Annotated in this window: 12 protein-coding genes; 6 read left to right on the top strand and 6 right to left on the bottom strand. The window is 69.4% G+C overall.

What is annotated here, in order from left to right:
- The first annotated feature begins 27 nt into the window (after positions 1 to 27).
- The 5 genes from QSJ95_RS05545 (at position 28) to QSJ95_RS05525 (ending at position 5,923) form a co-directional block, all read left to right on the top strand.
- Complete coding sequence (locus QSJ95_RS05545) at positions 28 to 546, top strand: RNA polymerase sigma factor (protein WP_285640675.1); 519 nt, start codon at positions 28 to 30, stop codon at positions 544 to 546.
- Positions 543 to 1,502, top strand: a complete 960-nt coding sequence (locus QSJ95_RS05540) for a FecR family protein (protein ID WP_285640673.1) — start codon at positions 543 to 545, stop codon at positions 1,500 to 1,502. The genes QSJ95_RS05545 and QSJ95_RS05540 overlap by 4 nt, the downstream gene beginning before the upstream one ends.
- A 304-nt stretch (positions 1,503 to 1,806) precedes the next feature.
- Positions 1,807 to 4,215, top strand: a complete 2,409-nt coding sequence (locus QSJ95_RS05535) for a TonB-dependent siderophore receptor (RefSeq protein WP_285640671.1) — start codon at positions 1,807 to 1,809, stop codon at positions 4,213 to 4,215.
- 115 nt (positions 4,216 to 4,330) lie between these two features.
- A complete protein-coding gene (locus tag QSJ95_RS05530) occupies positions 4,331 to 5,287 on the top strand; it encodes a Vgb family protein (RefSeq protein ID WP_285640670.1) in 957 nt (318 codons plus the stop codon).
- Positions 5,288 to 5,299: 12 nt separating this feature from the next.
- A complete protein-coding gene (locus tag QSJ95_RS05525; protein WP_285640668.1) occupies positions 5,300 to 5,923 on the top strand; it encodes a glutathione S-transferase in 624 nt (207 codons plus the stop codon).
- A gap of 265 nt (positions 5,924 to 6,188) precedes the next feature.
- On the opposite strand, the gene QSJ95_RS05520 is transcribed toward QSJ95_RS05525, so the two are convergent.
- The 6 genes from QSJ95_RS05520 to QSJ95_RS05495 all read right to left on the bottom strand — a co-directional run bounded on the left by QSJ95_RS05520 (position 6,189) and on the right by QSJ95_RS05495 (position 12,212).
- A complete protein-coding gene (locus QSJ95_RS05520) occupies positions 6,189 to 6,491 on the bottom strand; it encodes a hypothetical protein (RefSeq protein ID WP_009615462.1) in 303 nt (100 codons plus the stop codon).
- Positions 6,492 to 6,502: 11 nt separating this feature from the next.
- Positions 6,503 to 7,879: a cell envelope integrity protein CreD gene (gene creD, locus QSJ95_RS05515; RefSeq protein WP_285640666.1), complete on the bottom strand. Its 1,377-nt coding sequence runs from the start codon at positions 7,877 to 7,879 to the stop codon at positions 6,503 to 6,505.
- Between the two features lie 300 nt (positions 7,880 to 8,179).
- Complete coding sequence (gene creC / locus QSJ95_RS05510; RefSeq protein ID WP_285640664.1) at positions 8,180 to 9,613, bottom strand: two-component system sensor histidine kinase CreC; 1,434 nt, start codon at positions 9,611 to 9,613, stop codon at positions 8,180 to 8,182.
- Positions 9,613 to 10,296: a two-component system response regulator CreB gene (gene creB, locus QSJ95_RS05505; protein ID WP_285640662.1), complete on the bottom strand. Its 684-nt coding sequence runs from the start codon at positions 10,294 to 10,296 to the stop codon at positions 9,613 to 9,615. Before creB ends, creC begins: the two co-directional genes overlap by 1 nt.
- A gap of 55 nt (positions 10,297 to 10,351) precedes the next feature.
- Positions 10,352 to 10,891 (bottom strand): retropepsin-like aspartic peptidase RloA2, encoded by a 540-nt coding sequence (rloA2, locus tag QSJ95_RS05500; RefSeq protein WP_043319159.1) that lies wholly within the window; start codon positions 10,889 to 10,891, stop codon positions 10,352 to 10,354.
- Positions 10,892 to 10,967: 76 nt separating this feature from the next.
- Complete coding sequence (locus QSJ95_RS05495) at positions 10,968 to 12,212, bottom strand: HD-GYP domain-containing protein (protein ID WP_285640659.1); 1,245 nt, start codon at positions 12,210 to 12,212, stop codon at positions 10,968 to 10,970.
- A gap of 130 nt (positions 12,213 to 12,342) precedes the next feature.
- Between QSJ95_RS05495 and yihG the strand changes: the two genes are divergently transcribed.
- On the top strand, positions 12,343 to 13,230 hold the full coding sequence (gene yihG, locus QSJ95_RS05490; protein WP_009615456.1) for a 1-acylglycerol-3-phosphate O-acyltransferase, YihG family: 888 nt from the start codon (positions 12,343 to 12,345) through the stop codon (positions 13,228 to 13,230).
- The last annotated feature ends 1 nt before the right edge of the window (position 13,231 follow it).

Raw genomic sequence — 13,231 nt, 5'->3', positions numbered from 1 at the left:
ATTCCGAATCGGGGTGGGGGAGCAAAGGTGTCGGCAGTCCAGACTGGCAATGGCGAATTCGTAGGCGCGCTCTACCGCGACCACCGCGACTGGCTGCTCGCCTGGCTCAATCGCAGCGTCGGCTGCCCGCAGCGCGCCGAGGACCTCGGCCAGGACACCTTCGTGCGCATCCTCGGCCTCCGCGAGCTGCCCAGCCTGCGCGAGCCGCGGGCCTTCCTGGTGACCGTGGCCAAGGGCCTGCTGGTCGACCATTGGCGCCGCCAGGCGCTGGAGCAGGCCTACCTCGACGAGCTGCTGCAACTGCCCGAGGCCGAACAGCCCTCGGTGGAAACCCAGTTCCTCATCCTCGCCGACCTGCGCGAGATCGACCGCCTGCTGGGCAAGCTGTCCAGCCGCGCGCGCAGCGCCTTCCTGCTCAACCGCCTGGACGGCCTGGGCCACGCCGAGATCGCCGAGCGCCTGGGCGTATCGGTGCCGCGGGTGCGCCAGTACATCGCCCAGGGCCTGCGCCAGTGCTACATCGCCCTGTACGGCGAGCCGACATGAAGGGCCCGGTCTCGGTCCGCATCCTCGACGAGGCCATCGCCTGGCAGTTGCGCCTGAATTCGGGCGAGGCCCATGCCGAAGACGAAGCCGCCTTCGCCCACTGGCACGCCGCCCACAGCGAACACGCCCGCGCCTGGCGCCAGCTGGGCATGCTCGACCGCAACCTGAGCGCGGCCGCCGGCCCCGCGGCGCGCAGCGCCTTGCTGCGCGCGCCGGGCGAATCGCGGCGCAAGCTGCGCCGGCTGGCCGGCACCGGTTTGTCGCTGCTGCTGGCCGGGGTGCTGGCGCTGGGCGTGGGCAACCGCTACCTGCCGCTGCGCTACGCCCTGGCCGACGTGGTCACCGGCACCGGCGAGCTGCGCGAACTGCGCCTGCCCGACGACACCCTGGTGCAACTGGACAGCCGCACCGCCCTGGACATCCGTTTCGACGCCAGCGAGCGGCGCATCGTCCTGCTCAGCGGCGAAATCATGGTGCAGACCGCCCACGGCGACAGCCGCCCGTTCATCGTTGAAACCCGCGATGGCCGCCTGCGCGCCCTGGGCACCCGCTTCCTGGTGGAACGCCAGGCCGACGGCACCCTGCTCAGCGTGCTGCAGTCGGCGGTGGCGGCCAGGCCCGAGCGGGGCCGCGACGAAACCATCGTCCCCCAGGGCCGCCACGTGCTGCTGCGCGCCGACGGCCTGGGCCCGCTGGAGGCCAACAGCGCCACCGCCGACGCCTGGACCCACGGCATGCTGGTGGCCGACAACATGCGGCTGGCCGACCTGCTGGAGAAACTCGGCCAGTACCGCAGCGGCTACCTGGGCCTGGACCCGGCGCTGGCCGACCTGCGCATCAGCGGCAGCTTCTCCCTGCGCGACACCGACCTGGCCCTGGACTCGCTGCCGCCGAGCCTGCCGGTGCGCATCGAGCGGCACGGCGGTTGGTGGGCGAAGGTGGTGCCGCGCGGCTGAGCCCCTGCCAGCCGCGCGAAACGCTCTTCGTAGGATGGGTTGAGCCTTGGCGAAACCCATGCGGCCATGGCGATGGGTATCGCTTCGCTCCACCCATCCTACGTTCGTGTTTCTCCTGCCATGCCGCTACAAGGCATGGCGCCGGCCTGGTAGCCGGATCGCGGATGGAATCCGCCCCTACGCGCGGCCGGGCGGTCCGGAAACAGGCCCCGCGAAATTTTTTTCCGCACAGCCCTATCACTTTCCGATTGTCGTCCGGCAATGAGGCGAACGAGACATATTCACACCCAGGAGTGAATCCCCGATGCCGTCCCCCACCATGGCCTTCCGCCCGCACCTGCTGGCCGCCGCCATCCTTCTCGCCAGCCCGCTGGCTTGCGTCGCAGCCGATGCCATGCGCGACTACCAGTTGCCCGCCGCCCCGCTGGCCAGCACCCTCAACCGCATCGCCGCGCAAGCCGGCATCAGCCTGAGCATCGACCCGGCCCTGGCCAACGGCCGCAGCGCCCATGCCGTGCAGGGCCGCTTCGACGGCGTCGGCGCGCTGCGCCAGGCGCTGGAAGGCACCGGCCTGGAGCTGGTGGAGAACGCATCCGGCAGCTACAGCGTGCGCCCGCTGCCCAAGGACACCCTGGCCATGGGCGCCACCACCGTGAGCGCCGTGCAGGAAGACCCGGACGGCCCGGCCGTGGGCTACCTCGCCACCCGCACCCGCGCCGGCACCAAGACCGACAGTTCGATCCTCGAGACGCCCAAGTCGATCTCCGTGGCCACCCGCGAGCAGATGCAGGACCGCAACGTGCAGAACCTCGACGACGCCGTGCGCTACATGCCCGGCGTGATCGCCAGCAGCTACGGCAGCGACACCCGCGCCGAATGGCTGAAAGTGCGCGGCTTCGAGCCCACCCAGTTCCTCGACGGCCTGCCCCTGCCCAAGGGCTCCTACACCATGCCCAAGCTGGAAACCTGGGACCTGGAGCGCGTCGCCCTGCTGCGCGGCCCGGCTTCCTCGCTGTACGGCCAGACCCCGCCCGGCGGCCTGCTGGACATGGTCAGCCGCCGCCCGCAGGAAGAAAGCAGCCATGAAGTGCAGCTGCAGGTCGGCAGCTACGAGCACAAGCAGATTTCCTTCGACAGCACCGGCAAGATCGACGACCAGGGCAAGATGCTCTACCGCGTCAGCGGCGTGGTGCGCGACAGCAACACCCAGGTCGAGCACGTCGACAGCAAGCGCTACAACATCGCCCCGAGCGTGACCTGGAACTTCGACGAAGACACCCGCCTGACCTTCCTCTCGCAGTTCAACCGCGACGATACCGGCATCACCAGCCAGTTCCTGCCGCTGCAAGGCACCAAGCTGTCGACCCCGGCGGGCAAGGTGAAGTACCACGAGAACCTGGGCGACCCGGACTGGGAGTTCTACGACAAGACCTACTACGCCCTGGGTTACGCCTTCGAGCACCGCTTCAACGACGTCTGGCAGTTCCGCCAGAACCTGCGCTACACCAAGAGCGACCTGTCGTTCCAGGGCATCACCGCCGGCGGCTGGGCCACCGCGGTGAGCGACGACGGCACCGTGGCGCGCGGCGCCAACGTGGTCAACGAAGACATCAGCCAGTTCGCCATCGACAACAACTTCCAGGCCGACTTCGCCACCGGCCCGGTCAAGCACACCCTGCTGCTGGGCCTCGACCACCAGCGCGCCAACACCAACTACCAGTGGCTGTACGGCAGCGCGCCGAGCAGCAACATCAAGCAGCCGATCTACGGCCAGGATTTCAGCAACGTCAGCTACACCGCGTACAACGACTACAACCAGAAGATGCGCGACACCGGCCTCTACGCCCAGGACCAGATGTCCCTGGACAACTGGCGCCTGACCCTCGGCGGCCGCCATGACTGGGCCCACACCGGCTCGAAGTTCTACAACGCCGGCGGCGCCACCGACACCCGCCGCGACAGCCAGCTCAGCGGCAACGCGGCGCTCAGCTACGTGTTCGACAATGGCCTGGCGCCCTACATCTCCTATGCCGAGTCGTTCCAGACCGAGGCCGGCGGCAACAACGGCATGGCCTTCGAACCGAGCACCGGCAAGCAGTACGAACTGGGCATCAAGTACCAGCCGCCCGGCCGCGACCTGCTGCTCAGCGCCGCCGTCTACGACCTGAAGCGGCAGAACATCGTGCTCTCCGACTCCCTGGGCCGCAGCAACCCGGTGGGCGAGGCGCAGGTGCGCGGCCTCGAACTGGAAGCCGTCGGCAACGTCACCGACAACCTCAAGGTGACCGCCGCCTACACCTACTCCAACAGCAAGATGACCAAGGTCGCCGACCCGCTGGACAAGAACCGTCCGCTGCCGCTGACGCCGGAGAACCAGGCCTCGCTGTGGGCCGACTACACCTGGCACGAAGGCCTGCTCGACGGCTTCGGCATCGGCTTCGGCACCCGCTACGTGGGCGAGACCGACAACATCGCCATCGGCAGCATGGCCTACGTGCGCGACAAGTCGGACGGCCACACCGGCTCCTACACCCTGTACGACGCCGCGGTGCGCTACGACCTCGGCCGCGTGGACAACAGCCTGAAAGGGCTGAGCGTGGCGGTGAACGCGAACAACGTATTCGACAAGGAATACATCTCCACCTGCGACGGCTTCTACTGCTACTACGGCGACCGTCGCAACGTGGTCGCCAGCCTCGACTACAAGTTCTGACCTCCGGCCGCCACGGCGGCCACCCCACACGGCGCGTTCCCCGCGCGCCGTTCGCCTCCCGGCGCGTGGCGCGCTACAGTGCGCCTTCCAACGGCCACGCCCGGGAGCCTCCCCAATGCCGCAAAGCCCGCGATTCCTGCCCGCCCTGCTCGGCCTGCTGCTGAGCTGCGCCGCCCACGCCGCCGACCCGCAGTACTACCCCCTGACCAAGGGCGCCGCGCCCCAGGCCGTGGCCATGCTCGACGATGGCCGGCTGTGGTACGTCGCCGAGGGCAACGGCTCGCTGGGCCGCTTCGACCCGCAAAGCGGGCAGGACGAGCAGGTCAGCCTGGGCAAGGGCTCGGTGCCGCGCGCCGTGCTGGCCGGCCCGGATGGCGAGGCCTGGATCGCCGACAGCGGCCTCAACGCCCTGGTCCGCGTCGACCCGGACCGCCTCGGCAGCGAAGTCGTGCCGCTGCCCAAGGAGGCCGCCGACGCCGGCCTGGACAGCCTGGTGTTCGATGACGACCACGACATCTGGTTCACCGGCGCGAAGGGCTTCTACGGCCGCATCGACCCCGCCACGCGCAAGCTCGACGTCTGGGCCACACCCGGCGGCAAGGGCGCCCAGGGCCTGGCGGTGACGCCCGACGGCCAGGTCTGGTACGCCTCCGTCGACGACGACAGCATCAACCGCATCGACCCCCTCGGCCAGGCCGTCACCCGCTTCCCGCTGCCCGAACAGGGTGGCCGGCCGCAGCAACTGGGCGCCGACTCCATCGGCCGGCTGTGGGTGAGCGAGGCCGGCAGCGGCCGGCTCGGCCGCTTCGACCCCAGCGACGGCAAGTGGAAGAGCTGGCGCCTGCCGGGTGACCACCCGCAGCCCGACGCGCTCTACGTCGATGCCATGGACCGCGTGTGGCTCAGCGACCTCGGCGGCGACGCCGTGCTGCGCTTCGACCCGCAGAGCGAGAAATTCACCGCCTACCCCAGTGACCAGGCCGAGGCCCGCGTCAGCCAGCTCAGCGGCCGCCCCGGCGAGGTCTGGGGCTCCGACGCCGGCAGCGACCGCCTGCTGGTCATCCGCGAGTAACCAGGAGATGCCATGAGCCCCACCCTCACCCTGTTCCACGCCCCCGCCTCGCCCTTCGTGCGCAAGGTGACGGTGCTGCTGCACGAGACCGGCCTGCTCGACAAGGTGCACCTGCAGGCCGCCAACCTCAGCCCGGTGAGCCCGGACAACGGTGTCAACGCCTGCAACCCAGCGGGCAAGATCCCCTGCCTGCGCCTGGCCGACGGCCAGGCCCTGTACGACAGCCGGGTGATAGTCGAATACCTCGACCAGCAGCACGCCGGCGCACCGCTGATCCCCCGCGAAGGCCCGCAGCGCTGGCAGCGCCTGACCCTCGCCGCGCTGGCCGACGCCATCATGGACGCCGCCGTGATCAGCCGCTACGAAACCTTCGTGCGCCCCGAGGAGAAGCGCTGGGACGGCTGGCTGCAAGGCCAGCAGCAGAAGATCGAACGCGCCCTGGCGCACTTCGAGGGCGAGGCCTTCGCGGCGCTGAACGAGCGCTTCGACATCGTCGCCATCGGCCTGGCCTGCGCCCTGGGCTACCTCGACTTCCGCCGCCCGGACTGGGCCTGGCGCGAGCAGTACCCGAAGCTCGCGGCCTGGTACGCCGAGGCCGCCAAACGCCCATCGCTGCAGGCCACGCAGCCGGTCTGATAGAGCGGCGCGGCGTCGACGGCGGATAACGCTGGCGCGTTATTCGCCCTACGAAAAGCCTACGGCAGCCCCTCGTAGGATGGCGTTGAGCGAAGCGATACCCATCACCAGACCGCATGGGTTTCGCAAGCTCAACCCATCCTACGAAGAGCGGGTCCAGCCTTGCTCGCGAACCCTTCCCCGCGCACCCGCAGCACCAGCACGGCGATCTGCCGCGCCAAGCGCCGGCCGGCCTGGCGCTCCTCGCGCAACCCGCGCCAGGCGCTCATCGCCGCGCGCCCCAGTAGTACAACGGCAGCGCCAGCAACAGGCCGAGCTGGGCGAAGCCCGCGCATAGTTCCAGGAAGGAGCGCACGTGGGGGTTGTTCGCCGCGTCCCGGGCGCCGGTGAGGCCATCCCAAAAATCCGCCGGCGGCAGGTGCAGGGCCAGCCAGGCCAGCGGCTTGCCGCTGGCGGCGAGCCAGGCGATCAGCTCGAAGTGGCCGACGAACATCAGCAGCGGCAGGGCCATCACGCTCAGCAGCAGGCCGCCGGCCAGGCACAGGGTGAAACGCGTCAGCAGGTGCATGGCGGCCTCCTTCAGCCTTCGTGGCTCACTTCGTCCAGGGAGAAGCTCGGCTCGTCCGCACGCCGGCCGACGCCGTACCAGTCCAGCCGGCGGGTCAGCGCCATCACCCCGGCGAGCAGCGCGAACAGCAGCAGCGAGCCCATCAGCAGCGCATAGTCCTCGGCCCGCAACAGGCCGTAGAGCATGGCGTAGAGCAGCGCCAGGCCGGCGCCGAAGGCACAGCCGCGCACCACGCTGCGCAGCACCGTGCACAGGTAGAAACCGATCAGCGCCACGCAGGCCCCGGCGGAAGCCAGGTAGGCGCGCTCGAAGCCGATGTGCTCGGCCAGCGACAGCAGCAACAGGTAGAACAGTGCCAGGGCCAGGCCGACCAGCGCGTACTGCACCGGATGCAGGGCCAGGCCCTTGAGCACCTCGAAGAGGAAGAAGCCGGCGAAGGTCAGGCCGATGAACAGCAGCGCGTACTTCAGCGCGCGGTCGGCCTTGAGGTACTGGTCCACCGGGTCCACCAGGCTGACGCCGAAACCGCGCGAGTCGAAGGTGTCGCAGCCCTTGCCGGCGAAGCAGTTCTGCAGCGCCTCTTCCATGCTGCTGGCGAAGAAGCTGGTGCGCCAGCGCGCGCTGAAGCCATCGGCGCCGATGCTGCGCTCCACCGGCAGGAACTCGCCGCCGAAGCTGGGGTGCGGCCAGTCGGCCTTGAGGTTGACCTGGCTGTCGCGGCCCACCGGGGTGATGTCCAGCCGCGAGCTGCCCAGCAGGGCCAGCTCGAAGGCGTAGTCGAAGCGCTGCTCGGCGGCGCTGGCCTCCAGCGGCAGCGGCGAATGCACGCCCTCGCCCAGGCGCTGCGAGCGGCTGCCGGGGGCGAAGTCCAGGGTGCGGCCGTCGAGGCTCAGCTTGAGGGCGTTCTGGATGCCGCGCACGTCGCTGATGCCCACCGCCAGGAACGGCTGCTCGAAGCGGTAGCTGGCCAGGTCGTCGCCCACGCCGTAGTGCGCCGGTACCACGAAGCTGCCGCTGACGCGGCTTTCCAGGTGGAACAGGCGCGCCTCGTAGATGCCGCGGTGGCGCAGCTCGGTGGTCATCTGGCCATCGACCAGGAAGGTCTCCGGCAGGAAGTACAGGCGCCCGCGCTTCTCCCGCTGCACCTGCACGCGGGTGCCGCTGCGTTCGTCGCGCTCCCATTCCAGCACCTGGCGCACGTAGGGCACCACCAGCAGCGGCCCGCGCAGGCGCTGGGCGTAAGCGGAGCTGCGGGCGATGTCCTGCAGCACGCCGTCGCGGTAGGCCTGCCGCTCGCCGACCAGGCCGTCGATCATCAGCAGGGGGACCAGTAGCAGGAGCATGAGCACGGCGATGGCGCCGAGCTTGAGGAGCAGGGGTCGGTTCATGGGGACTCTCCGGGGGTTGGGGTGGTGGAGAGTCTGGGTCGGTACTGTGGGGGATTTGTGGTGGGGGGATGGGGAGATTGTGGGGATTGTGTGGGGGCTGGCTTGGTGTGGTGGGTGGCGCCTTTCCCTCTCCCTAACCTCGGCTGCGCGCCCCGCCCTGAAGGGAGAGGGGACCGTTCGGAGTGCTTGGGTATTTTGGAGTTAGCCGGCAACACCGAAGGTTTCCGGCTGAAACCATTCCTCCTCTCGGCACAGACAAGCCCCCTCTCCCTTCAGGGAGAGGGCTGGGGAGAGGGGCTCTCAGGCTCTTCCCTTGTCAGCCCCCGGCAACTCCAACCAAGCCTCCACCCCACCCTCGACATTCCCCACGCCCAACCTTCCACCATGCAACCCCGCCACCTCGGCAACGAAGTTCAACCCCAGCCCCGTGCTCTTGCGCCCTGTCCCCGGCCGCGGCAAGGAGTAGAACCGCTCCGTCAGCCGCCCCAGCGCATAGTCCGGAATCACCGGTCCCTCGTTGAACAACGACAGGCGCCAGCTTTCGCCCTCGCGCAGCGCACCGAAGCACAGAGCCCCACCAACCGGCGTGAAATCCAGCGCATTGTCCAACAGGTTGCCCAACGCCTGGCGCAACAGGAAACGCTCCCCCATCACCACCGCCTCCGCCGGCACCGCGTTCTCCACCCGCAAACCTTCCAGCCGCGCCAGGTTGGCCTGCAGCAACTCCGCCACCAGCTCACGCAGCGACACCGGCTCGCTATCCTCAAGCCCCTGCCGCTGCTCCACCTGGGCCAGGTTCAGCAGGCGCTCCACCAGTTGCTGCAAACGCTGGCTCTCGCCGGCGATGTTGTCGACGAAGCGCCTGCGCTGCTCCGCCGGCATCTCGCCTTCCAACAGTTCGGCGGCGCCACGAATGGCCGCCAGCGGGCTTTTCAGCTCGTGGGTCAGGGTGTGCACGTAGCGCTCGACGTAGGCCTTGCCCTCCAGTTGTACGCGCATGCGCTCCACCGCCTCGGCCAGTTGCGCCATCTCGCCGCCGCGGTAGCGCGGCAGTTCGGCGCGGCGGCCCTCGCTGACCGCCTGGGCGTAGCGGGTAAGCTTGCGCAGGGCGCCGCTCAGCCACCAGGAGAGCAGCCCGCCAACCAGCAGGCCGAGCACGATCAGGCCGCCGCCGAGCCAGGCCAGGCGCCGTTGCGAACGCTCGATGTAGGGCTGCAGGGTGCGGTTGGGCTTGGAGACGGAGACCACGCCGATGATCTTCTCGCCATCCTTGATCGGCGCCGCCACGTACATCACCGAGGAGTCCGGGTCGTCCGCCGATTCGCGGCTGGAGCGCGCGCCGTACTTGCCCTGCAAGGTCAGGTAGACGTCGTTCCAGCGCGAGTAGTCCTGGCCCACCGCCTCGCCCGCCGAGTCCAGCAGGACGATGCCGCGGGCGTCGGTGACGTAGATGCGGTGGTTCACCGCGTTCTTGCGCACGCCCCAGATGTCCGCCTGGGGGCTGCGCGCGCCGTAGGCCTGGAGCAGCTCGGGCAACTGGCTGTGGACCAGGGTGCCGTGCTTCAGGTCCTCGCGCAGGATCTCGGCCAGCAGGTTGGCGGTGTCCACCAGGGTTTCCTCGGTGGACTGGCGCACCCCGGGGCGGATCTCCTCCATCACCGTGCTCAGCACGAAGTAGCCGGTCAGCCCGACGAACAGGAAGTACGCCAGGAAGATCCGCACGCCCAGCGGCATCAGGCCTTCTCCGCCGCGTAGCTGTAGCCCAGGCCGCGGTGCGTCTGGATCGGCTCGGCGTCCGCGGCCACCTGGCGCAGCTTGGCGCGCAGGCTCTTGATGTGGCTGTCGATGTTGCGCTCGTAGCCGGCCTGGGCCGCCACGCCCAGGGCCTGTAGCAGCAGCTCGCGGCTGAACACCCGGCCCGGGCGCGCCAGCAGCGCCTGGAGCAGGCGGAATTCGTGGAGGGTGAGGTTCAGCGCCTGACCGCGGTAGTGGATCAGGCAGCGCTCCTCGTCCACCCGGAAGGGCCCCGCCGGGACGGCCTCGGTGCTGGCCCGGGACGGCCCGCGACGGAGGATGGCCTTGACCCGCGCGGCCAGCTCGCGCGGGCTGAAGGGCTTGACCACGTAGTCGTCGGCGCCGATCTCCAGGCCCACCACGCGGTCGATCTCGGCATCGCGGGCGGTGAGGAAGATCACCGGCACCTCGGAGAAGCGGCGCAGCTGGCGGCAGGCCTCGAAGCCGCTGATGTCGGGCAGGCCGACGTCGAGGACGACCAGGTCGAAGGCCTCCTCGCGCAGGCGCTGCAGGGCCTCGCCGGCCAGGCTCAGCCAGGTGGTGGCGAAGCCTTCGGCCTGCAGGGCGTAGAGCAGGGTGTCGGCGATGGCGGCTTCGTCTTCGACGATGAGGATGTGCGGCATGGCTTCCGTGCGCGGGGTGGCGGGCCTTCCATCAAGCCGCAAGGCCCGCGCCCCGTCAATCGGCTTCGCGGCTGCCCGAGCAGTTGGGCTTGCCGGCGGCGAAGCGCTCGCTGGCGTCAATTGCCACGTGGAACTTGCGCAGGCCCTTGGCGCCCATCAGGAAGGGGTAGTTGAAGTGGCTGCGGTCGACCAGGTTGACCTCGATCACCTGCTGGTCGCCGCCCAGGCACACCGGCAGCAGGATAACCGGGCGCTCGCTGAGGGCCACCGGGTTCTCCTCCTCGTCGTCTTCCTCGCGGCCGTCGGCGCGGTTCTTGATCTTGGAGATGCGCGCCAGCTTGTGCTCGTACTGCGAGTCGCCGCCGTCCTTGGTGGCCAGGCGGAAGCGCACCCACTGGTCACCGTCGCGCTGGAACAGCTGGATGTCCTTGGCCGACAGCGACGAGGTGTAGGCGCCGGTGTCCATCTTGGCCTGCAGCGTCTGGTCCAGCTCGGGCAGGCCGACCCATTCGTAGCGCCCGTAGAGCTTGGGCTCGGCGGCGAGGGCCAGGCCGGGCAGGACGAGCAGCGAAAGCAGGGCGAGAACGGGTTTCACGGGAATCTCCAGGACAGTTCGGGATGCATGGCGCATAGGACTACCATGCCGGCCCGGGGTTCGCCAGCGGCCGCTGTCAGGCGTCGAACAGCGAGCCGCGGCGGCGGTCCAGGCCGCTCCACAGCGTTTCCAGGTTGCGGAAGCCCCACTGCGCCGGCGACTCGCGGCCGACGATGCGCTCGCGGCCCTTGAGCCTGGCCAGGTCGAGCACCTGCTGGGGAATCGCCGCGCGCGTGCGGATCGAATAGAACACCTTGAGCACCGGGGTGAGCAACGCCTCGGGATGCTGCTCCAGCACCACCGCCAGGCGCTCGCTCTCCAGGCGCACCAGCGAGCCCACCGGGTAGATGCCCAGGCATTTGACGAAGGCGCGGAACACCTGCTCGTCCAGGTGCGTGCCGCACCACTGGCCCATGCGCCGGATCGACTCGGCGGGGTCCCAGCCGGCCTTGTAGGGGCGGTCGGAGGTGATGGCGTCGTAGATGTCGCAGACCGCGCCCATGCGCGCGAACAGGCTGATCTGCTCGCCGGCCAGGCGGTGCGGGTAGCCGCTGCCGTCGAGCTTCTCGTGGTGGTGCAGGCACACGTCCAGCACCAGGGCGCCGACCTGGCGGCCCTGGAGGAGGATGTCCAGGCCGCGCTGCGGGTGCTCGCGGACCCGGGCGAACTCCTGCTCGTCCAGGCGCCCCGGCTTGTTCAGCAGTTCCATGGGCACGTGCATCTTGCCGATGTCGTGCAGCAGCCCGGCCGCGCCCGCCTCGCGCACCAGCGCCTCGTCCAGGCCGAGCTGGCGCGCCAGGGCGATCATCAGCGCGCACACCGCCACCGAGTGCAGGTAGGTGTATTCGTCGGCGTTCTTCAGCCGCACCAGGCTGATCAGCGCATTGGGATGGCGCTGCACCGAGGCGGCGATTTCCTCCACCAGTTCCTGGGCGTGCTCGCCGTTCACCGCCTTGCCCATGCGCGCGTCCTGGAACATCGCCATGACCGCGCGCTTGGACTGCACGCACAGCCGGTGCGCCGCGCGCAGTTCGTCTTCCATGGCGCGCCAGGGCTTCTCCGGCGCCTCCTCGGGCGAGGCCGGCGGCGGTGCGGCGGGCTCCGCGGGGGCCAGTGCGGGACGGGGCGCGAGGCCCTTGGCCGGGTCGATCAGCACTTCGTGCACGCCGCTCTCGCGCAGGCGCTTGAGGTCCTCGGGGTCTTCCAGCAAAAAGCGCCGGCGCCAGAACGGGTGCTCCATCCAGGAGCCGCACAGCTCGTGGACGTACATACCGAGGGTCACGTCCTTGACCGGCAGGCGCACATAGAAGGAGTCAGGCATGGCAGGCAATCATCGGAACAGGTTCCCAGAGCATAGTGCGCCGGCGCACGTCGCGGGAGGGGGTGGCTTGGGCTGGCCGCGCCGCCTGCGTATCATGGCCGCGCCAACCGGAACAAGGAATCGCACCGCCATGTGGGCCACGCTGACCGGAATCCTCACCAGCCTCCTGTTGCTGCTCAACACCCTGATCCTGATCGGCCCGATGCTGCTGATCGCCCTGCTCAAGCTGGTGCTGCCGGGCAAGGCGCTGAAGGACGCCTGCTCCAACGGGGTGATGTGGATCGCCGAGACCTGGGCGGAGATCGACAAGGCCATCTTCGCCCTGATGACGCCCACCGTCTGGGACATCCGCGGCGGCGACCAGCTGCGCCGCGACACTTCCTACCTGGTGGTGAGCAACCACCAGTCCTGGGTCGACATCCCGGCCCTGGTCCAGGCCTTCAACCGCAAGACGCCCTACTTCAAGTTCTTCCTCAAGAAGGAGCTGATCTGGGTGCCCTTCCTCGGCCTGGCCTTCTGGGCCCTGGACTACCCCTTCATGAAGCGCTACTCCAAGGCCTTCCTGGAGAAGAACCCGCAGCTCAAGGGCAAGGACCTGGAGATCACCCGGGCCGCCTGCGAGAAGTTCAAGGGCATGCCGGTGACCGTGGTGAACTACCTGGAAGGCACCCGCTTCACCCCGGCCAAGCAGGCCCAGCAGCAGTCGCCCTACCAGAACCTGCTCAAGCCCAAGGCCGGCGGCGTGGCCTTCGTGCTGGCCGCCCTGGGCGAGCAGCTGGACGCCATGCTCGACGTCACCGTGGTCTACCCCAAGGGGCCCAAGCCGGGCTTCTGGGACCTGCTCAGCGGCAGGGTGCCGCGGGTGATCGTCGACATCCGCACCCACGGCATCGACCCCGCGCTGTGGCAGGGCGACTACGAGAACGACGCGGAATTCCGCCAGTACGTGCAGGCCTGGGTGTCGCGCCTGTGGGAAGAGAAGGACGCGCGCATCGACGCGCTGCGCGCCGAGTTCTGAA

It is taken from the genome of Pseudomonas sp. NBRC 100443 (genome assembly GCF_030268185.1).
Classification (GTDB): Bacteria; Pseudomonadota; Gammaproteobacteria; order Pseudomonadales; family Pseudomonadaceae; genus Pseudomonas; species Pseudomonas citronellolis.
Note: the sequence above shows the minus strand (reverse complement) of the source record. Positions and strands in the feature narration are given on the sequence as shown.

Excerpts from the sequence above, each read along its gene's own strand:
- QSJ95_RS05530 (WP_285640670.1), top strand. The coding sequence starts at position 4,331 with ATGCCGCAAAGCCCGCGATTCCTGCCCGCCCTGCTCGGCCTGCTGCTG.
- QSJ95_RS05495 (WP_285640659.1), bottom strand. The coding sequence starts at position 12,212 with ATGCCTGACTCCTTCTATGTGCGCCTGCCGGTCAAGGACGTGACCCTC.
- creC (WP_285640664.1), bottom strand. The coding sequence starts at position 9,613 with ATGCCGCTGGGCGTGCGGATCTTCCTGGCGTACTTCCTGTTCGTCGGG.
- QSJ95_RS05525 (WP_285640668.1), top strand. The coding sequence starts at position 5,300 with ATGAGCCCCACCCTCACCCTGTTCCACGCCCCCGCCTCGCCCTTCGTG.
- QSJ95_RS05540 (WP_285640673.1), top strand. The coding sequence starts at position 543 with ATGAAGGGCCCGGTCTCGGTCCGCATCCTCGACGAGGCCATCGCCTGG.
- QSJ95_RS05535 (WP_285640671.1), top strand. The coding sequence starts at position 1,807 with ATGCCGTCCCCCACCATGGCCTTCCGCCCGCACCTGCTGGCCGCCGCC.
- creD (WP_285640666.1), bottom strand. The coding sequence starts at position 7,879 with ATGAACCGACCCCTGCTCCTCAAGCTCGGCGCCATCGCCGTGCTCATG.
- QSJ95_RS05520 (WP_009615462.1), bottom strand. The coding sequence starts at position 6,491 with ATGCACCTGCTGACGCGTTTCACCCTGTGCCTGGCCGGCGGCCTGCTG.
- yihG (WP_009615456.1), top strand. The coding sequence starts at position 12,343 with ATGTGGGCCACGCTGACCGGAATCCTCACCAGCCTCCTGTTGCTGCTC.
- creB (WP_285640662.1), bottom strand. The coding sequence starts at position 10,296 with ATGCCGCACATCCTCATCGTCGAAGACGAAGCCGCCATCGCCGACACC.